21 protein-coding genes are annotated in these 20317 nt (G+C 45.7%); 5 read left to right on the top strand and 16 right to left on the bottom strand.

From position 1 onward, the window contains the following. Positions 1-15: 15 nt before the first annotated feature. From ade to R5H20_RS08365, 4 genes are all read right to left on the bottom strand, one after another. Positions 16-1728, bottom strand: a complete 1713-nt coding sequence (gene ade / locus R5H20_RS08380; RefSeq protein ID WP_373870198.1) for an adenine deaminase — start codon at positions 1726-1728, stop codon at positions 16-18. 148 nt (positions 1729-1876) lie between these two features. Further along, positions 1877-2539: a potassium channel family protein gene (locus R5H20_RS08375; RefSeq protein WP_006638344.1), complete on the bottom strand. Its 663-nt coding sequence runs from the start codon at positions 2537-2539 to the stop codon at positions 1877-1879. 72 nt (positions 2540-2611) lie between these two features. Continuing rightward, the gene (locus R5H20_RS08370) at positions 2612-3943 is read right to left on the bottom strand and encodes an ATP-binding protein (protein ID WP_006638345.1); all 1332 of its coding nucleotides are present in this window, start codon (positions 3941-3943) and stop codon (positions 2612-2614) included. A gap of 204 nt (positions 3944-4147) precedes the next feature. Next, entirely contained in the window at positions 4148-4435 is a 288-nt protein-coding gene (locus R5H20_RS08365; RefSeq protein WP_006638346.1) for a transcriptional regulator AbhA, read from the bottom strand. Positions 4436-4736: 301 nt separating this feature from the next. Here R5H20_RS08365 and mreBH point away from each other — a divergent pair, with 301 nt between their 5' ends. From mreBH to R5H20_RS08350, 3 genes are all read left to right on the top strand, one after another. Then, complete coding sequence (gene mreBH, locus R5H20_RS08360; RefSeq protein ID WP_006638347.1) at positions 4737-5744, top strand: rod-share determining protein MreBH; 1008 nt, start codon at positions 4737-4739, stop codon at positions 5742-5744. A 73-nt stretch (positions 5745-5817) separates the two neighbouring features. Then, positions 5818-5949, top strand: coding sequence for a protein YkpC (locus R5H20_RS08355; protein WP_006638348.1), 132 nt, complete (start codon positions 5818-5820; stop codon positions 5947-5949). Between the two features lie 86 nt (positions 5950-6035). Then, entirely contained in the window at positions 6036-7268 is a 1233-nt protein-coding gene (locus R5H20_RS08350; RefSeq protein WP_006638349.1) for an aminopeptidase, read from the top strand. Between the two features lie 152 nt (positions 7269-7420). Here the strand turns inward: R5H20_RS08350 and R5H20_RS08345 are convergent, their stop codons facing one another. Beyond that, positions 7421-7795 carry a YybH family protein gene (locus R5H20_RS08345; protein ID WP_006638350.1) on the bottom strand — a complete coding sequence of 125 codons (375 nt, stop codon included), beginning with the start codon at positions 7793-7795 and terminating at the stop codon, positions 7421-7423. Between the two features lie 57 nt (positions 7796-7852). Next, positions 7853-9472, bottom strand: coding sequence for an ABC-F family ATP-binding cassette domain-containing protein (locus tag R5H20_RS08340; RefSeq protein ID WP_006638351.1), 1620 nt, complete (start codon positions 9470-9472; stop codon positions 7853-7855). A gap of 177 nt (positions 9473-9649) precedes the next feature. On the opposite strand from R5H20_RS08340, the gene R5H20_RS08335 reads away from it, so the two are divergent. Both R5H20_RS08335 and R5H20_RS08330 read left to right on the top strand, forming a co-directional pair. Next, on the top strand, positions 9650-9892 hold the full coding sequence (locus R5H20_RS08335) for a hypothetical protein (RefSeq protein ID WP_006638352.1): 243 nt from the start codon (positions 9650-9652) through the stop codon (positions 9890-9892). A 12-nt stretch (positions 9893-9904) separates the two neighbouring features. Continuing rightward, positions 9905-10174, top strand: coding sequence for a hypothetical protein (locus R5H20_RS08330; protein WP_006638353.1), 270 nt, complete (start codon positions 9905-9907; stop codon positions 10172-10174). Between the two features lie 43 nt (positions 10175-10217). Here R5H20_RS08330 and lepB read toward each other — a convergent pair whose 3' ends face one another. The 10 genes from lepB to R5H20_RS08280 form a co-directional block, all read right to left on the bottom strand. Then, complete coding sequence (gene lepB, locus R5H20_RS08325; protein ID WP_006638354.1) at positions 10218-10778, bottom strand: signal peptidase I; 561 nt, start codon at positions 10776-10778, stop codon at positions 10218-10220. A 171-nt stretch (positions 10779-10949) separates the two neighbouring features. Continuing rightward, the gene (locus R5H20_RS08320; protein ID WP_006638355.1) at positions 10950-12842 is read right to left on the bottom strand and encodes a PTS fructose transporter subunit IIABC; all 1893 of its coding nucleotides are present in this window, start codon (positions 12840-12842) and stop codon (positions 10950-10952) included. A gap of 18 nt (positions 12843-12860) precedes the next feature. After that, entirely contained in the window at positions 12861-13772 is a 912-nt protein-coding gene (pfkB, locus tag R5H20_RS08315; protein ID WP_006638356.1) for a 1-phosphofructokinase, read from the bottom strand. Beyond that, positions 13769-14524: a DeoR/GlpR family DNA-binding transcription regulator gene (locus R5H20_RS08310; RefSeq protein WP_006638357.1), complete on the bottom strand. Its 756-nt coding sequence runs from the start codon at positions 14522-14524 to the stop codon at positions 13769-13771. Before R5H20_RS08310 ends, pfkB begins: the two co-directional genes overlap by 4 nt. A 292-nt stretch (positions 14525-14816) precedes the next feature. Further along, complete coding sequence (locus R5H20_RS08305) at positions 14817-15476, bottom strand: YknW family membrane protein (RefSeq protein ID WP_006638358.1); 660 nt, start codon at positions 15474-15476, stop codon at positions 14817-14819. A gap of 180 nt (positions 15477-15656) precedes the next feature. Further along, the gene (locus R5H20_RS08300; RefSeq protein WP_006638359.1) at positions 15657-16310 is read right to left on the bottom strand and encodes a YknW family membrane protein; all 654 of its coding nucleotides are present in this window, start codon (positions 16308-16310) and stop codon (positions 15657-15659) included. A 229-nt stretch (positions 16311-16539) separates the two neighbouring features. Beyond that, positions 16540-17733 carry an ABC transporter permease gene (locus R5H20_RS08295; RefSeq protein WP_006638361.1) on the bottom strand — a complete coding sequence of 398 codons (1194 nt, stop codon included), beginning with the start codon at positions 17731-17733 and terminating at the stop codon, positions 16540-16542. After that, complete coding sequence (locus tag R5H20_RS08290) at positions 17730-18422, bottom strand: ABC transporter ATP-binding protein (protein WP_006638362.1); 693 nt, start codon at positions 18420-18422, stop codon at positions 17730-17732. The genes R5H20_RS08295 and R5H20_RS08290 overlap by 4 nt, the downstream gene beginning before the upstream one ends. Further along, on the bottom strand, positions 18419-19558 hold the full coding sequence (locus tag R5H20_RS08285; RefSeq protein ID WP_006638363.1) for an efflux RND transporter periplasmic adaptor subunit: 1140 nt from the start codon (positions 19556-19558) through the stop codon (positions 18419-18421). The genes R5H20_RS08290 and R5H20_RS08285 overlap by 4 nt, the downstream gene beginning before the upstream one ends. Then, on the bottom strand, positions 19559-20242 hold the full coding sequence (locus R5H20_RS08280; RefSeq protein WP_006638364.1) for a YknW family membrane protein: 684 nt from the start codon (positions 20240-20242) through the stop codon (positions 19559-19561). Positions 20243-20317 lie beyond the last annotated feature (75 nt).

Here is a 20317-nt window from a genome sequence, read left to right as displayed (position 1 = left end):
TGGATCCGTTTTTTTTTATGATGACTGCACCGGAATATGTGTAAAGGCTTTGACATCAAAAAGCCCTTCCGTCGTCATTTTCATATCAGGAATTACCGGCAGCGCCAAAAAGGAAAGCGTTAAAAAGGGATTGAAATCGCCTGAAAAACCAGTTTGCTTCAAGGCTTCATGAAGGACTTTCAAACTGTCGTTCACATCCTCAAGCGGTTTGTCGGATAAAAGGCCTGCGATCGGCAGCGCGACGGAATGAAGCTCTTTTCCTCCTTTGGCGACGGTCAACCCCCCGCCGATCTCTTTGAGGGTTTCGATCGCTTGTAATAGGTCCTGATCATTCGTACCGACTGCGATTACATTGTGGGAATCGTGCGCAATTGTCGCCGCAATCGCCCCATCTTTCAGACCAAATCCTTTGACAATTCCAACCCCGATTTCCTTTATGCCCCGGTGGCGTTCGACCGCCGCGATTTTCAACAAGTCGGATTCTGGATCAGCTTTGAAAAAACCCCTCTCTTTCGGCTTGGCAACGACAAGCTTTGTCTCAAGCTGATTGGGAATGATTTCGATGATGCGGATATCCTTGTCCGAAACAATCGGCACCTGAAGATCTTTTGTCTCTAAATCAGGCAAATGCACTGTTTGCAGCATGTCTTGCTCAGGTTTGCAGAGAGCTGCGCCCGCATCATTCGCTGCCCTGTAAATCGTCCCATTGATCATCGTCTGAGTGATCTGTACATTTGTTAAGTCGCTGATAAAGAGGAGATCCGCATCATAGCCGGGAGCGATCGCCCCCTTTGTGTGCAGGCCGTAGCATTCGGCGGCATTAAGGCTTCCGAGCTGGTAGGCGAGAAATGGATCGAGTCCTGATTGAATGGCGAGCTTCACTTGGTGATTAATGCTCCCTTCCTCGATCAGTTCGTCCAAATGCTTATCATCCGTACAGAAAAAGAAGCGTCTTGCATTTTTTTCGTTTACGGCAGGCAATACACGGCGGACATTCTTCGCCACAGATCCTTCCCGAAGCATGACATACATTCCTCTTCTGACTCTTTCCAGCGCTTCTTCCGGGGTTGTTACTTCATGATCAGTCAGCACGCCGGCTGCCCGGTAGACATTGACAAATTTAGCTGACAGCCCTGCCAAATGCCCGTCGATCCGCTTACCCGCTGCATGGGCGTCAAACAATTTTTGCGCCATATCAGGCTCTGCAGCTTCTACAGAAACATAATCCATCACTTCTGCAAGCCCGAGCACCTCATCCCGGCCGTAAAATGGTTTTAAATCTTCGGCACGCAAAACAGCGCCGGATTTTTCAAATGCCGCCGCCGGAACGCATGAAGGCAGCATGAAATAAATATTCAGCGGGGTAAGATCGGCCTGGCCCATCATGAAACGGAGACCTTTTGCACCTGAGACGTTCGCGATTTCATGAGGGTCTGTAATCACGGTCGTCACACCATGGGGAATAACCGCCTTCGCAAACTCGGGAGGCGTCACCATTGAAGACTCAATATGTACATGGCCGTCGATAAAACCGGGAACAATCATTTGCCCTTTCGCATCAATGATCTCCTCCCCCTCATAATCGCCCAAACCGACAATGGCTCCGTTTACGATAGCGATGTCTGCCTCTATCCATTCTTGATTAAAAACATCCATTATTTTTCCGTTTTTGATAACCGTATCGGCTTTTCTGCGATGACCGGCAGCGCCAAGCCGGTGAATGAACATCTCTTTGTCCAAAGGTGTATAGCCCCTCTCTTTTTGTAATGTATATGGTTCAATATCCTATCCGAATCGCATGCAACAGTCAACGAAAAGATCAAAAAACCGCAAGCTGAAAAATGCTTGCGGCATAAATATAATATATTGAAAACTATTATTGCTGAAAAACCTTTTTCTCAAAGCGGTCAATATCAGGATTAGAGCCGATGACAATTAATATATCTTCCTCCTGAATCTCCTCGGTGGCAAGAGGAGACACAATCACTTCTTTTCCGCGTTTAATCGCAACGATATTGATGCCGTATCTTGCGCGGATATCTAGGTCAAGCAGCGTATTTCCCGCTAATTTGCTGTTCGCAACAATTTCTACAAGACTGTGTTCGTCTGACAGTTCCAGGTAATCAAGCACATTGTTGGACACGATATTATGAGCGATTCTCTTGCCCATCTCACGCTCCGGATGAACGATCCGGTCAGCTCCGATTTTGGATAAAACCTTTTCATGATAATCATTCTGGGCTTTTACCGTAATCATTTTTACACCGAGTTCTTTTAGCATGAGCGTGGTCAGGATGCTCGCTTGAATATTTTCTCCAATCGCCACAATGACATGGTCAAAATTGCGCAGTCCAAGATTTTTAAGTACAGATTCATCCGTTGTGTCGCCTATTACGGCGTGCGAAGCGATTTTCGCGTATTCGTTCACGCGGTCCTCGTCCCTGTCGATCGCCATCACCTCAAGACCTTCTTCACTTAATGCCTTGCAAATGCTGCCGCCGAACCGGCCGAGTCCAATCACTGCGTATTCTTTTTTCATCGGTTATTCCTCCATGGGTCAATCTTTAAAAAATTCTATCATATGATGAGGAATTTTTCCTCTATTCATATGTTATATCATTTTAGAAGGCATGATGTATGGTTTCGTTTTTTCAGCTTTCTCCATCTGGTTGTCAAGCGGCAGCAAAATGTGGAATGTGCTGCCTTCCCCCAATTTGCTGTCTATCTTCATTTCCCCGTTGTGGGCGCCGATAATATTTAAGCAGACTGTGAGCCCGAGTCCTGTGCCTTCTTTTTTTGTGGAAAAGAAAGGCTCGCCAAGCTTGTCCAGGTCATCTTGTGAAATGCCTCCGCCTTCATCTTTGATGCTGATTTTGACAAAATCCCCTTCCTGCTCAGAAGAAATCGTGATTTTGCCTCCGTCCGGCATCGCTTCAATTCCATTCTTGATCAAATTGATAAACACTTGCTTAATTTGATTTTCATCACCGTTTATTTCCCACTCTTTTCCTTGCTCAAAAGCTTTTTTAATTTCGATATGGGCAAGCACCGCATTCGTCTCCAGCAAAGTCGTCACCTGCTGAAGAACGGAGTTGATCTTGATTTTTTTAAACTGAACCTGATGGGGTTTTGCCAATACAAGGAGCTCCCCAAGCACAGAATCAATCCGCTTAATTTCAGAAAAGATAATATCAAAATATTGGCTTCTGTCTGGGTATTCCGTTTTCATCAGCTGCAGGAATCCGTTAACAGATGTAAGGGGATTTCTCACTTCATGCGCGATTCCCGCGGCAAGCTGGCCGGCCATCGCCAGCTTTTGGGACTGCATGGCGAGCCGCTGATTTGATTTCAGCAGCTCCATTTCCGCATTTTTCCGCTCTGTGACATCTGTAAGCGTGCCTAAGCTTCCCGTAAATTGGCCGTTTGTATAATACAATTTATAATGGACTTCGCCCCAAAACTTGCTTCCGTTCTTTCGATGATACAGCACCTCGATTCTCCCCTCACGCTCCTTGTTCTTCAGCTGAGCGATCAGGTGATTCGAAATCCGTTCTTCATGATCAAAGTAATCATTGTACATCGTTCCAATGCTTTCCTTTACACTGTAGCCGGTCAAAGTGGTCCATGCCTGGTTCAAAAAGGTAATGATTCCTTTTCTGTCGGTCTGAAACACGATTTCCTGAAGGTTGTCCATAATCCGGTTCGTTTCAGCCGAAAGCTCTTTATATTGTTTTTCACTTTCCTTCAGCTTATAGACAAGCTGATTCGATTCATCGATATACAGCGTCAGCCACCACACGCTGACCAATGTCACCAGTGTAAACAGAAGATCAACCGTCCAGTTAATTTTATTTCCCAATACACCGTAAAATAAATAATTCCAGAACATAATAAAGGTCATTGCCAAAACGGTTGCAATGATCCGTCCTTGATATCTTCTCATGCCCCCACCTGCCACTTGTATTTCTCAGTTAATTGTAACATTCTTTACACCATCTTTGAGAGGATTGTTCGAAGTATTTATCGTCTCAAATGGCGAATCTTTCAATAATGTGGGTTTTCGGTCATCTTTTGAACATTGCTTTGGCATACCATTTGGCAAAAAAGCTTTAGAAAAACCCTGCCGCGTAAAAGGCAGGGTCTTTCGTCAGGATTTTGCCTGATGCAGCGCAGTTTTCAGTTCTTCCAACAGCATTTCAGCGCCCTCTGGGCTCAGCGTGATTTTTCCGTTTGCATATTCGCGGTTTTCGGATGTAATCTCTCCGGTTATCAGGCAGACCCCATGGGGTTTATATTTTTGTAAAACAATTTTATCCTTATCTACAAAAAACTCAATGCTGTCTTTTATTGAAATATCCAGCGCCCTTCTTAACTCAATCGGCATCACGATGCGGCCGAGTTCATCTACTTTTCTCACAACTCCTATTGATTTCAAAATCTTTCGCCTACTTCCTCATTTTGTTTCTTCTTTTCTAAGATATTGTCTTAGCATAACGATAGACGAACAATAAACGAAAAAGGTTTCCCTCTTTTAGCAAAACTTCACGTAAGAAAAATGAAATAATTTTCTCATGATGTAAATATGAGGTCATCTTTTTACAGGTTTTTTTCAATCTCGTCACAAACCCCCAAAAATCGATGTTTTTCTGAGAAAATTTAAATGAAAATCTTTTTTTCAACACGAAGAAAAAACATTTCGTATTTCAAAAAATTTTAAATAGAGATTGGGTGAAAACATGTTTCAAACAACCGAGATCGGGATTGATCTAGGAACAGCGAACATACTGGTTTACAGCAAAAACAAAGGCATCATTTTAAACGAGCCTTCAGTCGTGGCGGTTGATACGGAGACAAAAACCGTCCTGGCGGTCGGAACCGAGGCGAAAAACATGATCGGAAAGACCCCGGGCAAAATTGTCGCGGTCCGGCCATTGAAAGACGGAGTCATTGCCGATTACGACATGACGACAGATCTTTTAAAGCAAATTATGAAAAAAGCGGGAAAAAACATCGGCTTTACGTTTAGAAAACCGAGCGTCGTCGTCTGCACGCCGTCAGGTTCCACAGCTGTCGAAAGACGGGCCATCAGCGATGCCGTCAAAAATTGCGGAGCAAAACAAGTGCATCTGATTGAAGAGCCTGTCGCAGCAGCGATCGGCGCAGACCTTCCAGTCGATGAGCCTGTCGCCAATGTCGTCGTCGATATCGGCGGCGGTACGACTGAAGTAGCGATCATTTCCTTCGGCGGCGTCGTATCCTGCCATTCCATCCGGATCGGCGGCGATCAGCTTGATGAAGACATCATGTCATTTGTCAGAAAGAAATACAACCTGCTGATCGGAGAACGTACCGCCGAGGAAGTCAAGATCGAAATCGGCTATGCACTGATCGAGCATGAAACAAAAACGATGGAAGTCAGGGGGCGCGATCTCGTAACCGGCCTGCCTAAAACGATTACACTTGAATCCAGCGAAATTCAGGCGGCGATGCGCGAATCTCTTCTCCACATTATTGAAGCCATCAGAGCGACGCTTGAGGACTGTCCTCCAGAGCTGAGCGGAGACATCGTCGACCGCGGCGTGATTCTAACCGGGGGAGGCGCCCTTTTGAACGGCATCAAAGAATGGCTTTCACAGGAAATCGTCGTTCCGGTCCATGTCGCCGCAAATCCGCTTGAATCCGTGGCCATCGGGACGGGCCGTTCTCTTGAAGTGATTGATAAACTTCAAAAAGCCGCTAAATAATTTTATATTTGACGTCTTTTTTGCAGACTTCCGACATATCGTTTGAAATGGAGAAACGATAAGGAGGAAGAACATGCTTAGAGATTTGGGAAGACGCGTGGCCATTACCGCTATTTTAAGCGGCATCATTCTCGGGGGAATGAGCATATCGCTCGCAAATATGCCAAGCTCCCCTCCCGGCCAAACAGCAAAAATAAATCGTTAAAAAAGTTCGCAGCCGCAGCTGCGAACTTTTTATTTTCAAGCGAATATTTGATATGATGTTATGGACAATAAAGGAGGTTTTGCAGGATGAATACATTTACCGATAAACTCAGCAAATATGCACAGCTTGTAGCAGAAGTCGGCGTCAATATTCAAAAGGGCCAGCAGGTCGTCATCAACGCTTCGACAGAAATCCGCGATTTTGTCCGCCTGCTGGTGAAAAGCGCTTATCAAAGAGGCGCAAAACATGTGACAGTCCGCTGGCAGGATGATGAAGTCACACGGCTGAAATATGAGCTTGCTCCTTTTGAAGCATTTGAAGAATTTCCGGAATGGGAAGCAAAGGGCATGGAAACGCTCGCGAAGGAAGGCGCTGCCTTTATTTCCATCGTCTCGTCAGGCCCTGATCTTTTGAAAGGAATCGACTCCAAAAAGATTGCGGCACAGCAAAAAGCGGCCGGAAAAGCTTTACATACATACAGACAAATGATCCAGTCGGACAAAGTCAGCTGGACTGTTGTGGCCGCGCCATCGCCTCAATGGGCGAAAAAAGTATTTCCGGACAGCAGTGAGGAAGAAGCGGTGCAAAAGCTGTGGGATGAAATTTTTAAGACGACCCGAGTTGACCGGGAGAATCCTGTTCAAGCATGGAAAGATCATGACCAATCGCTTCGCGATAAAGTGAGCGTGCTAAACGAAAAACACTATCAAGCCCTCCACTATCAAGCGAAGGGTACGGACCTGACGATCGAACTCCCTGAAAAACACGTCTGGGTCGGCGCCGGAAGCGTCAATGAAAAAGGCGACGAATTCATGGCCAACATGCCGACGGAAGAAGTGTTTACCGCACCGAAAAAGGACGGGGTGAACGGAACCGTTTCAAGCACGAAACCGCTGAGCTACGGCGGAAACATCATCGACGGCTTTACACTGACATTTGAAAACGGACGGATTGTCGATGTCAAAGCAGAGCAGGGCGAAGATATTTTAAAAGAGCTGATCGAAACAGACGAAGGCTCTCATTACTTGGGCGAAGTCGCATTGGTCGCCCATGATTCGCCGATATCCAAATCAAATATTTTGTTTTATAACACGCTGTTTGATGAAAATGCCTCAAACCACCTCGCAATCGGAAGCGGATATGCGTTTAACATTGAAGGCGGCAAAACGATGTCGCGCGAGGAGCTGGCGAAGGAAGGTTTAAATGAAAGCATCACCCATGTCGATTTCATGATCGGCTCAGGTGAAATGGATATTGACGGAATAACGGCCGATGGAAAAAGAGAACCGATTTTCCGAAACGGCAATTGGGCGATTTAAGATCTCCCGAAAAAAGGACCTCAGAAAGCTTCTGAGGTCCTTTTATATGGGATTGAAGACGAAGAAACTTCCGACCCGTTCACTCTTCAGCCGGTGACTGTAACGGCCAAAAAGCGTCCAATGATCCCGGCAAAGCACACCTCTCCGTTTCATCACGATTTCGGCAAGCTGCTTAAATGCTCGTGCTTTAGCTTCCAGTTTCCCGACTCGTCCTTTATAAATACGTTTGTCGCACGGCCTGCCCCGGAAACCGGTTCGCCTTGATAAAATCCTTTCCATTCGTACGTATGCAGGCAAACGGCCTGTTCGTCTGTTTCAGTGATCCAACTGACATCCTTGGCGCTGTATACTTCGTTTTCGATTTGCTTCCAGGCGTTTTCAAAGTAACGCTGAATCTCCTCAAAGCCCGAGCACGTTTGATCCGAGAACCAATACACCGCGTCGCGGTCAAGGAGCTCTTTGACATTTGCGAACACATGCGTGTTTGTTGCTTTTATATATTGATCAAGAGCCTTTCGGCATGACACAGCGACCATCTCCTTTATGATATAAGAAAACCCGCTGTTTAAGCGGGCTTTCTTGAATTATGCGTAAAGTTCGGCAAGCTTCTCCTGTACCGTTTTGTCTTCCAAAAACTCGTCATAGCTCATTTGCTTGTCTACGATGCCGTTTGGCGTGATCTCGATGATCCGGTTGGCGATCGTCTGTACAAACTGATGGTCGTGGGACGTAAACAGCATGGCGCCTTTAAAGCTGATTAAGCCGTTGTTCAATGCGGTAATCGATTCCAGATCCAAATGGTTTGTCGGCTCATCGAGCATTAATACGTTTGCTCCCGAAAGCATCATTTTTGACAGCATGCAGCGGACTTTTTCTCCTCCCGACAACACGCTTGCCTTTTTCAGCACTTCTTCTCCCGAGAAGAGCATCCGGCCGAGAAATCCGCGCAAAAAGCTCTCACTTTGATCATGCGGCGAAAATTGACGAAGCCAGTCTACCAGATTTAAATCGCTGTTCTCGAAAAATTCGCTGTTATCCTTCGGGAAAAAGGCTTGTGAGGTTGTGACGCCCCATTTAAATGTTCCGCTGTCGGGCTCCATTTCCCCCGCCAAAATTTTAAAAAGCGTTGTGGCGGCAAGCTCGTTGCGGCCCGTAAACGCGATTTTATCGTCCTTATTCATCATAAAGCTCACTGAATCAAGAACTTTCACGCCGTCAATCGTTTTCGAAAGATCTTTAACGGCCAGGACGTCATTGCCAATCTCGCGTTCCGGCGTGAAGTTGACGTACGGATATTTCCGTGATGACGGTTTAATGTCGTCAAGGGTTATCTTTTCAAGCAATTTTTTTCTCGAAGTCGCCTGCTTTGATTTGGACGCATTTGCGCTGAATCGTGCGACGAACTCCTGAAGCTGTTTGATTTGCTCTTCTTTTTTCTTATTGGCTTCCTGCGCCATTTTAAGCGCAAGCTGGCTTGATTCATACCAGAAGTCATAGTTGCCGACATAGATTTGGATTTTGTTAAAGTCCAAGTCGGCGATATGGGTGCATACTTTATTTAAAAAATGGCGGTCATGCGATACAACGATGACCGTGTTCTCAAAGTTGATCAAAAACTCTTCGAGCCACTGGATCGCCTGAATATCCAAATGGTTTGTCGGCTCATCCAAAAGAAGCACGTCAGGCTTTCCGAAAAGCGCTTGGGCAAGCAGCACCTTCACCTTGTCAGAACCGCCGAGATCAGCCATTTTCTTTGTATGAAGCTCTTCGGGAATACCGAGCCCTTTCAGCAAAATCGCGGCTTCCCCTTCGGCTTCCCAGCCGTTCAGCTCGGCGAATTCACCTTCGAGCTCTGCAGCGCGAATCCCGTCTTCATCGGAAAAATCCGGCTTCATGTAAATGGCATCCTTTTCCTGCATGACTTCATATAAACGCTTATGGCCCATAATCACGACTTTCAGCACTTCATGTTCTTCATACTCAAAATGGTTCTGTTTCAGAACGGCGAGGCGCTCCCCCGGGCTCATGTGCACATCACCCGTCTGAGGTTCAATCTCACCTGACAAAATTTTCAAAAAAGTGGATTTTCCTGCTCCGTTTGCCCCGATTAATCCGTAGCAATTGCCGGGAGTAAACTTTATATTGACATCTTCAAATAGCTTGCGGTCTGCAAACCGCAAGCTGACATTACTAACAGCTATCATTTAATATCCTCCATCACTATACTTCATTAAAAAGAGTATAACACGAATATCCCTTAATAGAAATGCTTTGCTTTTTTGCAATAAAGTTTTAAAGCCATTGCAGCCGTTTTCACGCTTTTTTTATGCATCTGGATAGTGACAATATGTTACAATTAATGTGGATTGGGGGATGGAAACATGAATATTAAAGATGATCCTGATATTCAGCGATGGATTAACATGAGGCCGTGGTATGCGCTGTTTGTTTCGCTTGCAATGGTGATATCGACAATGTCCATCGGATTGTTCAAGGGATATGATATGTGGACTTCAGACTTTTTTATTTTTTCGTGTCTTTTGACCGGATTCGGCCTTCTTGTAGGCTGGCTTCAAAAGGTATATTATAAAAAGGTCATCTATGGGGAAAACTCGGAAAATTAGACGGAGGACAACATGAAGCTTATCACTCTGACAGAGTACTGCATGTTTATTTTTTTTGCCGGGGTTTATTTGGCCGTGACAGGTTTTACGGCGCGCGACCTTGGCCTTTATATCGGAATCGCCCTTATCTATACGTTTGTACATATGGCGGCAAAACGAATGCTGGCAAAGCGGGGAAAAGAAGCAGCGGACGTCAGAATCCTCTACAGCGTGCTCTTGATAACCGCTTCAGTGTTTGTGACGGTACTGTTTATTGTCGTGCTGGCGTCACTTTCAGCATAAAAAGCAAAAAAGCCTGATATCCAGAGCGGACATCAGGCTTTTTTCAGTCTGTTTTTCGGATTTCATTAAACGGAAAGAACACAAATTGCGATGTCCCGGCCACCCGCTTCTTATCAATCAGCCCGAGGCCGTTCCGGCTGTCCATCGATCTCTGGCGGTTGTCCCCCATTACGAAGTATTTGTCTTCAGGAACTTTTACCGGGCCAAAATCGCCCGTCAGCTTCACGCCGACTGACTCGGCTTCTTTTTTATTTCCCGCCAAATATGGCTCATCCACTTTCTTCCCGTTAATGAGAAGCGTGTCATCCTTCATTTGCACAGTATCTCCCGGCAGACCGATCAGGCGTTTTACATAGTGGACATTTTTTTCATCGCCGTCAATAATGATGATGTCCCCACGTTTAAATTCTCCAATGTATTTCACGGTTTTATAGACGAACAGACGCTCTCCGTCATGGAGAGTCGGATCCATGGACGTCCCTTCCACTAAATACGGTTCGAATAAAAACGTCCTGATCAATAAAGCCAGAGCCACTGCAATGATAATGGCTTTTACCCATTCAAAGAGAGAACTTTTCTTTTTGGTGGATTTTTCTTCACTCAAAACGCTTCCTCCTAAAACAGTCTATCACGCTTTACAGATTGAAAAATAACAGCTTTTCCTATACTTTATCATATGTCATGGGAAATTTCCTAATTAGCATGCCGTCTGCCGGGAAAAACAGTAAAAAAGAAAGTGCCGCACAGAGAACGAGGCGGCACTTTCTAGCACTTATTATTCAGCTGGAACCGGCTTTTTCAAAATGCCGAGCAAGACGGCTGTGACAACCGCTCCGATCACGACGCTCACCAAATAGAGAAGCGGATGGTTTGTTGTCAGAAAGACGAACAATCCTCCGTGTGGAGCAGGAAGCGTGACACGGAAAAATTGAGACAATCCGCCCCCGATTGCTGATCCGATTACACAAGCAGGGATAACCCGCGCCGGATCGGCTGCCGCAAACGGAATCGCGCCTTCAGTGATAAATGACGCACCCATGAAATAGCACGTAATACCAGCTTCACGGTCACGTTTTGAAAATTTGTTTCTGAAGAATGTCGTCGCTAGCGCGATACCGAGCGGAGGCACCATACCGCCTGCCATGATGGCCGCGTGCGGACCAAAGTTTCCTGCGTCAATCATCGCAATCCCGAATGTAAAGGCCGCTTTGTTAATCGGACCTCCCATATCAATCGCCATCATACCGCCTAAAATAATACCCATGACGACAAGGTTTCCTGTGCCAAGGCTTTCAAGCCAATGTGTCAGGCCATCCATGATCATCTTGACAGGCGTGTTGACGATATAATGCATGATAATTCCCGTAAAGAAGATACCGAACAATGGATAGATTAAAACAGGCTTTAATCCGTCAAGCACTTGCGGAAGACCTGCAAATGCTTTTTTCAATAGAACAACGATGTAACCGGCAAGGAATCCGGCGATTAATCCGCCCAAGAACCCTGCATCAGCCAAAGTTGCCATAAATCCGCCGACCATACCAGGCGCAAAACCAGGACGGTCCGCAATGCTCATCGCGATAAATCCGGCCAATACAGCGACGATTAATTTTAATGCGTTGCCGCCGCCGATTGCATTTAAAACTGCCGCAAATTCATTATAAGAAGGGTCTCCCGGTTTTGCCGAGTTGATACCCCAGAAGAACGAAATGGCAACTAAAATTCCGCCGCCGACGACAAACGGAAGCATGTTGCTGACACCGCTCATCAAGTGCTTGTAAAAACCGCCGCCTTTTCCTTTTGCAGCTCCGGCTCCATCTTCGGAAGCGGCTTTACCTCCGCCTGTTCCCTGATAGATTGGCGCATCTTGCTTTAACGCCTGCTCAATCAGTTCTTTTGGCCGTCTGATTCCTGCCGTAACAGGCACTTCAATGACGTGTTTTCCTTTAAAGCGCTCCATCTCAACCTGCTTATCGGCAGCGACGATGATGGCCACGGCGTCTTCAATTTCTTGAGCCGTCAGCGCCCCTTTGATTCCGCCGGAACCGTTTGTTTCTACTTTAATGTCAACGCCCATTTCTTTCGCTTTTTCTTTCAAAGCGTCAGCTGCCATGAAGGTATGCGCGATACCAGTCGGACAAGCTGTAACCGCAAGGATTTTTCCTTTTGATGAAGGAGCTTGAGGCTCATCAGCCTGTTCTTCCTCTTCATCGTCTGAATCATGCTTGTTGATAATGTCGATGATTTCATCTTCTGTTTCTGCTTCAAGGAGCTGCTTGCGGATTTCTTCACGCATAAGCAAAGTTGACAGTCTGGACAGGGCTTCAAGGTGGGTGTTATTCGCACCTTCGGTTGCCGCGATCATAAAGACCAGATGGCTCGGCTGTCCGTCCAATGATTCATAATCGACGCCTTCTTTCGAACGGCCGAATGCGATCGCCGGCTCTTTAACGCTGGCTGTTTTCGCATGGGGAATGGCAATTCCTTCGCCGATCCCTGTGGAGCTTTGTTTTTCACGGTTAATGACCGCTTCCTTGTAGCCTTCTTTATCATTTAATTTTCCGGCTTGATCCAAAACCGTTACCATTTCTTCAATAACGTTTTCTTTCTTGCCGCTCTCAAGGTTCAACTTGATCGTATGCTTCGTAAGTAGCTCTGTTATTTTCATAACGTTCCCTTTCCTCCTTTAGATGGCTTTGACCTGAACTTCAGGGAGCAGTTTTTGGACCAGCTCTTCCGTTCCGAGCTCTTCAGAGAAAGCAGTAGCGCTTCCTGAAGCAACCCCTAGCCGAAACGCCTCTTTGATGTCCAGCTGCTTTTCGACTCCCGCAAGAAAACCGGCAACCACTGAATCTCCCGCGCCTACGGAGTTTACGAGCTTTCCTTTAGGTACATTGGCATGGTAGACCTGATCTTTTGTGAATAAAAGAGCGCCTTCGCCGGCCATTGAAACGATGGCGTTCTCCGCCCCCTGCTCAATCAGCTTTTTCCCGTAAGGAACCGCTTCTTCAGCAGACTGAATCGTTGTTCCAAACATTTCTCCGAGTTCATGATGGTTCGGCTTCATTAAAAGCGGATTCATTTTCGGCGCCTTTAGCAGCGCTTCCCCTGAGATGTCGACGACAACCTTGACGTTTTGCTCCCTGCATCTTTCCGCAATCTTTTCATAAGTATCTTGAGGCAGTGAACTTGGAATGCTTCCTGCCAATACGACGATGTCCCCTTCTTTCATTGCGGAAAACTGCTCTAAAAATGCAGCGAAGTCTTCATCTGTGATTGCAGGGCCCTGTCCGTTGATTTCCGTTTCATCACCGGTTTTCAGCTTTACATTGATCCGGGTATCCCCATTCACCTCATGAAAGGCTGTCTCAAGCTTCTCTTCTTCCAAGAATGACTTGATATATCCCCCGGTAAAACCGCCGACAAAACCGAGAACCTTTGATGGCACATGGTGTCTGTTTAATACCCGTGAGACGTTGATCCCTTTTCCTCCTGGATATTTCGAGTCATAGACTGAACGGTTTAATCCGCCTAGAGTAAAGTCTTCAACGTGAACAATGTAGTCGACTGATGGGTTGAGAGTTACAGTGTATATCATGTTTTCACTACCTTTACGACAGTTTTTTCTTGATAGTTATCAAATGAATGCGTTGCAGATCCTGCTGTAATGATAGTTGCTTCGTCTAAACTTGCAAAGGCAGAAAAAGACATTTCCCCAAACTTGGAAGCATCCGCCAAAACAAAGGCTTTTTTTGCCTGTTTGACAGCTTTCGTTTTCAAGAGGGCTTCTTCAGGATCAGGTGTTGTAAAACCCGCTTCTTTATGAATCCCATTGACACCGATAAAGCTTTTGTCAAACCGGTACCGGCCGATATCCGTCAAAGCGGAGCCGCCAACAATCGCGCCTGTTTTGTGCTTCACATGTCCGCCCAATAAATAAAAAGTAATGCCCTTTTTGATTAATGCCTCGATATGCATGACCCCGTTTGTGACCACGATTATATCCTTCTCTTGATCTATAAAGTCGATCATTTGCAAAGTGGTCGTCCCGGCATCTAGATAAATGCAATCGCCTTCTTCAAGCAGAGAGGCAGCTTCCTTGGCGATTTTTTTCTTTTCATGAAGGTTTTTGGATGATTTCTCAAGCATATCCGGCTCCTTCCGAATATCGGACAGCCTTGATGCCCCTCCATGAACACGCTTTAAATATCCGCGGGCTTCTAGCGTCGACAAATCTCTTCTGATCGTTGACTCAGATGCTTTTGTCAAATTCATTAAGTATTGGATTTTCACGACATCATGCTTTTCAATTTCATCGATGATCAGCTGATGCCGTTCGGGAGTCAACACATTACCACCCCTCTTTTGGAAACGCCTTCATTTAGCTTACAATTCTATTGTAAACGCTTTTTCGACATAACTCAACAAAAATCTTTCAAATTCATTCAATAACCATCAAAATCTTTCACATTTCAACATCTTAACGTGATATGTACCATTTGTAAACTGTATAAGCGATAAAAATCCGCAAAAATATGTGACATTATTATGATCTATTCTGAATTCATTCATTCGCCGAAGAGAAAAATTAAGCAAAATAAAACCTCATGCAGAAGCATGAGGCCGACAAAAGTCCGTCTTGTTAACTAGGCATATTTTCCACTAAAACTTGTAACATCCCGAATAAATACGCAAAAAGAAGCTTAAGGATAAATAACACGGCTACACCAATCCATGCGGCCCGCTTTGAAGATCCGGCCGCTTTTTGCAAACCTACAGCCGTTAAAGCAAAACTCCAGATCGTAAAAATGTCAAAGGCGCTTAAAACGGTCAGAAGAGGCTCCTCGGCAGGGATGATCCCGTCCAGCGACGTCACAGAAAAGGCCGCTTCAGAATCTGTTATATAATAAATGGCGCTGATGATGACATCCCTAACGACGGGAATGAAGTTTACAAAAACGGATAATGAGACCATGCAAATAAAATTGGTTGCTCCTCCGCCGATTTTTGCGAGCAGCCATAGCACCAAAGCACTGAGCACAAAGAAGATAATAGATTGAAAAATATCACGAAAAACGGCTACACCGCTTTTTAAAGCACTAAAATGCACTACATAATCTGCATCTGCGGCAAATTTCGAGGTGACGAGATAAACGGATAAGGCAGATAATGCAATCACGATGATCATTGGCAGCCAGATGACAGGCCGTTCTTTCATTCTCTCAAACTGCTGGACAGGACTCGTGATAAGGCCGATCAAAGACGGCTTTTTTTCTTTCACTGTTTCCACATTTACTTCCACTTTCTTATTCCTCCTGATCATTCCTTTTTATAAAATTAAAATCAATCTCCAGTCTATTGTGTGTCAAAGGAATTGTTTTTTTAAAGATAGCTTACGTCAAATAAAATCGGGCGGAAATTTGCTTTTTCCTCAGTCTTGAGAAGCACCGAGTGTTCCTGACCCGATATTGGGCTCAAGCCTCTAGAACGTGGCCGAAAAAAATGCTTTAGCCAGCCCGAATAAACTAGCGACTAGAAAAATCAGAGCGAACAAAACGGCCACTCCGATCCAGGAAGCCCGTTTTGATGCTCCCCCCGCATGCTGGAGACCAACACCAATTAAAATAAGCGGCCATACCGTAAAAATATCGAATACGCCCAACATGCTTTGAAAAGGCTCGCCTATTGAAATGATGCCTTGCAAGGAAGTGACCGGAGCCTCATGTTTGCCTTCTGATACATAATAAACGAGGTTGTTAATCACATGTCCGCTTGTCGCAATAAAACTGATAAAAATAGACAATGATAGCATGCTTAGAAAATTGGTTTTCCCGCCTCCGATTGAAGCGATCAGCCAAAATATTAGAGCGCTTAAAAAGAAAAATATGCCCGTCTTGAGAATATCCAATAAAATAGACAGTGATTGGAAATATGCTGTTATTTCGAATCTTTGCACACTCGAATAAAATGTTGCGACATTGAGATATGTAGATGCCGCTGATAAAGCCAGGACAATCACCATCGGCAGCCAAATGGCCGGCCGTTTACCCATTCTTTCAAACTGCCGGACAGGGCTTGTGATCAGACCGAACAAAGACGGCTTTTTCTCATTTCCTGTGGTCATATCCGCTTCCACTTTCGAACCCTCCTAAACATTCCTTTTTATGCTATGAAGCTCAATTTCACAGCAATTTCAAGTCTATCATTGATTCATCGTCTGTTTTTTTAAAATTAGCTTAATTTTGCATGAAATTGGGGACATTCGCATCAAAAAAGACCGTTTCAAAAACGGTCTTTTAATCCCGCAATCTGCCTGAAGATTATGCGGGCGAGATGCCCAGAGCGCATTCGGCGAGGGCCAGTTTTTATTCATAGCGCAATGCTTCAATTGGATCAAGCCTTGCCGCCTTATTGGCGGGGATCAGACCAAAGAGGATACCGATTGCTATGCTGAATAAGACACCGCCGAGAACAACCTGCCAGGAGACAAGCGGCGGCCAGCCGGCAATCAATGATATCAGAGAAGAACCTCCATATCCAAGCCCGATCCCCAGTACTCCGCCGATCAGGGTGATTAAAGAGGATTCGATCAAAAACTGGGTCAAAATCTGGCCTCTTGTCGCACCAAGCGATTTCCGAATACCGATTTCCCTCGTCCGTTCTGTGACCGATACAAGCATAATGTTCATGACGCCGATCCCTCCGACCAATAAAGAAATGCCTGCGATTGAGCCGATAAACATCGTCATAATCGTCGTAATCTGGCTGAGCCCGGCCGCGATTTCTTCCATGTTCATCACTTCATAGGAGTCTTTTGTGCCGTGATTGCCATTTACAATTTCCGCCGCCCGTTTTCCGACAGCCTGCAAATCATCAGGAGACCGGGCCTGTACAGAGACAGAACTGTAATCACTAATGCCGAATGAAGACGTTAACATCGTGAATGGAACGTACATTTCATTCATCCCCATGGAAAGCAATCCGGCTTCATCTTTCAAAACGCCGATGATTTGAACAGGCTGCCCGTTGATCCAGACAATTTGACCGAGCGGAGATTGGCCGGAAAACAATTCTTCCGCCAGTTTTGACGACACGATCGCCGCCCTTTTCCCCGTCCTATATTCGGTTTCCGTAAACATTCTGCCTTCTGCGAGTTTCAATGAATTGATGCTGATATATCCGTCATGAATCCCGTTCACCGTCGATTCGGATTCTTCCTCGCGAAACCGGACATTCATGGTCTGGGTCGCTTTGGCAACGACTCGCTTCACTCCTTCAATAGACTTTAAGCTTCTTATATCCTCATCTGTAAAACTGGCGTTCAAGTACGCATTCGGGTCGGCGGCCAGCTCTTCCTCGCTTGGATTATAATAGATGTCAACCGTGTTTCCAGGTCCGCTGATTGACTGCTTAAGCATCTGCTCCCCGCCCTGTCCTGCGGCAACAACGACAATGACAGAGCCTACACCGATGATGATTCCAAGCATCGTAAGGATTGAACGAAGCTTATGGGCCAGAATGGAGCTGAAGGCCATTCTGACATTTTCCGTGAGATTCATTCTGCCGCTCCCCTCCGCTCTCTTTCAGCAGGAACCATTTCTCCGTCACGCATCATAATGATGCGGCTGGTATATTCTGCGATTTCCGGTTCATGTGTGACGAGTACAACCGTTGTCCCTTCCCCATTCAATCGGGTAAATTGCTCCATAATCGCCATGCTCGTCTTTGTGTCAAGCGCGCCCGTCGGTTCATCCGCCAAAATCAGCTTCGGTTCATTGACAATCGCCCTGGCGATCGCCACACGCTGCTTCTGGCCGCCGGAAAGCTCGTTCGGCATATGGTCCATCCGGTCCTCCAGCCCGACTTTTTCAAGAGCTAGCTCCGCCCGTTCACGGCGTTCTTTTTTTGGAATGCCCGCATAGATCATTGGCAGTTCGACATTTTTCAAGGCAGTCAGCCTCGGCAGCAGCTGGAACTGCTGAAACACGAAACCGATTGACCGGTTTCTGATTCGGGCGAGCTCCTTCTCCCCGTACGAAGAAATATCTTCCCCTTCCAGCTTGTAGACGCCTGATGTCGGCCTGTCCAGACAGCCGATAATATTCATCAGCGTCGATTTTCCCGAGCCTGAAGGCCCCATGATGGAAAGATATTCGCCTTGTTCAATCTTGACATCGATTCCTCTTAGGACATCGATGGTCTCCCGTCCGATTTGATAGCTTTTTTTCAACTTGGAAAGCTCAATCATTTAAGCTTCACTTCCGTTCCGCTTTTCAAGTCATCGTCCGGGTTGGCGATGATCTGATCTTCTTTTGTCAGACCCGCGGTGATTTCAAATTCGCCGTCCGTTTTTTCTCCCGTTTTCACTTTGGTCTTTTTCGTTTTTCCTTCTTTCACGGCAAATACAAACGATTCGCCGCCTTCTTGTTTGACGGCGCCTGAAGGTAATACTTGAACCGTTCTTTTATCTGTCTGGATGTTCATGATCATTTTAAAACCCGGCTTGGCTTGAAAAAGCTTTCCTCTGACCTTCACTTCGAAAGGATACTTCACCGCATTTTCTTCCTTGCCGGTTTGCGTTCCTGGAGCCTCCTGCTGCTCCGGAGCCAGTCCGACTGCAGATACTCTGCCTCTCCATTCTTTATCAGGAATGACATCTGAAGTTATCGTTACGTTTTGCCCCTTCTTCACTTTTAATACGTCATATTCTGACAGCACACCTCTGACGACAAGCTTGTTATCATTGCCGATATGTATGATGGGCCGCCGGGTGTCCGTTTTCTTGCCTGCTGCTTCTTTATCCGCGGTGATCACAGTTCCATCGATTTCACTTTTCACATCAAACGCGGCCATTTTTTTCTGAAGCGTCTCCTTCTGCAAGAGGGCTTGCTTCAGTTCAAGCTGCGCCGTTTGCTTCTCCATTTCAAGCTGATCCCGCTCTTCATCAATTTGCTTTTCGGCTGCTTTTGCGCCAAGCTGAGCCTTTAAGTCCTTTTCCTTAGCTGCTAATTGACTGATCTTTTTTTGAATTTGTTCAAGCTGAAGCTCCTTGGATTCAATGGAAAGGTCGTTCTGTTTTTTTTCAAGCTCCATTTCCTCATTGGAGTAGGTGAATAGCACGTCCCCTTTTTTGACGCGGTCTCCCTCTTTCACTTTGACTTCAGCAATTTTTCCTTTATCAGGATCTTCATATTCGTATTGCTCATTTGCAAACATGAGCGTCCCGGGGACCATGACAGTTGATGTGATTTCTTTTTCTTGAAGACTGACGATTTCCATCGCTCCGTTTTCTCCACCGCTCGTTTGTACAGAGCGGTAGATGTTGATCCCGATTAAAAGTGCGGCTGCAAAAACAATCCCGATAGCGATCCAGATTTTTTTCATTTATAACGCTCCTTCAAATGACTCGGAAAAGTTTATAAACAAACCGCCTATTAGCGCCAGCAAAATGGAAATGACAAATAAAACAGCGACCCCGGTCCAAGCGGCTTTTTTTGAAATGCCGCCTACTTTTTGCAAACCTAAAGCAAGCAGGATGAGCTTCCAGATCGCAAAAATTTCAAACACCGCCAAAAGCGACTTTAGCGGTTGCCCGGCCGGAATGACACCGTTTAAAGATGTCACGATAACCTCGGGATCAATATTCGCAAAGGAGATGACAGCGCCGTTGATCAATTGTCCGATCGCTCCGATGAAATATATAAAAACGGCAAGCGAAAACATGTGGACATAATCGGTCTGTCCTTTCCCGATTTTAACGATCAGCCAGTAGATGAGAGCGCTGACGAGCAGGGAAATAGTACTGCCAATGATACTCCCGACTATACTGATGACACTTAACACAGATGTGATCAGTTCAGCATTTGGCAGCTCTTGAAGTTCAGAGGAGATACTCAATTTCTGATTGAGAAAATAAGCTCCGGCAACGGATATGATGAGAACGACTACAAGCGGCAGCCAGAAAACCGGCTTATCTCTCATTCTCTCAAACTGCTCTCCCGGACTAGTGATCAATCCCAATAAAGACGGTCTTCTTCCTTCTTTTGATAGATCTAGCTGACTTTCCATTTTCATTCCCCCTATTCTTTTTTATCTGTTTGTACGTATGGAAGGTAAAAAATGTTTCATGTATAACAACATAAT

Source organism: Bacillus sp. KICET-3 (genome assembly GCF_033261025.1).
GTDB classification, from domain to species: domain Bacteria; phylum Bacillota; class Bacilli; order Bacillales; family Bacillaceae; genus Bacillus; species Bacillus sonorensis.
This window is presented reverse-complemented; position numbering and strand designations above follow the sequence as displayed.

Bases quoted from the DNA above. Each gene is read 5' to 3' on its own strand.
- R5H20_RS08350 (WP_006638349.1), top strand. From the start codon at position 6,036: ATGAATACATTTACCGATAAACTCAGCAAATATGCACAGCTTGTAGCA.
- mreBH (WP_006638347.1), top strand. From the start codon at position 4,737: ATGTTTCAAACAACCGAGATCGGGATTGATCTAGGAACAGCGAACATA.
- R5H20_RS08340 (WP_006638351.1), bottom strand. From the start codon at position 9,472: ATGATAGCTGTTAGTAATGTCAGCTTGCGGTTTGCAGACCGCAAGCTA.
- R5H20_RS08330 (WP_006638353.1), top strand. From the start codon at position 9,905: ATGAAGCTTATCACTCTGACAGAGTACTGCATGTTTATTTTTTTTGCC.
- R5H20_RS08320 (WP_006638355.1), bottom strand. From the start codon at position 12,842: ATGAAAATAACAGAGCTACTTACGAAGCATACGATCAAGTTGAACCTT.
- pfkB (WP_006638356.1), bottom strand. From the start codon at position 13,772: ATGATATACACTGTAACTCTCAACCCATCAGTCGACTACATTGTTCAC.
- R5H20_RS08370 (WP_006638345.1), bottom strand. From the start codon at position 3,943: ATGAGAAGATATCAAGGACGGATCATTGCAACCGTTTTGGCAATGACC.
- R5H20_RS08290 (WP_006638362.1), bottom strand. From the start codon at position 18,422: ATGATTGAGCTTTCCAAGTTGAAAAAAAGCTATCAAATCGGACGGGAG.
- R5H20_RS08335 (WP_006638352.1), top strand. From the start codon at position 9,650: ATGAATATTAAAGATGATCCTGATATTCAGCGATGGATTAACATGAGG.
- R5H20_RS08295 (WP_006638361.1), bottom strand. From the start codon at position 17,733: ATGAATCTCACGGAAAATGTCAGAATGGCCTTCAGCTCCATTCTGGCC.
- R5H20_RS08375 (WP_006638344.1), bottom strand. From the start codon at position 2,539: ATGAAAAAAGAATACGCAGTGATTGGACTCGGCCGGTTCGGCGGCAGC.
- R5H20_RS08285 (WP_006638363.1), bottom strand. From the start codon at position 19,558: ATGAAAAAAATCTGGATCGCTATCGGGATTGTTTTTGCAGCCGCACTT.
- R5H20_RS08355 (WP_006638348.1), top strand. From the start codon at position 5,818: ATGCTTAGAGATTTGGGAAGACGCGTGGCCATTACCGCTATTTTAAGC.
- R5H20_RS08280 (WP_006638364.1), bottom strand. From the start codon at position 20,242: ATGGAAAGTCAGCTAGATCTATCAAAAGAAGGAAGAAGACCGTCTTTA.
- ade (WP_373870198.1), bottom strand. From the start codon at position 1,728: ATGTTCATTCACCGGCTTGGCGCTGCCGGTCATCGCAGAAAAGCCGAT.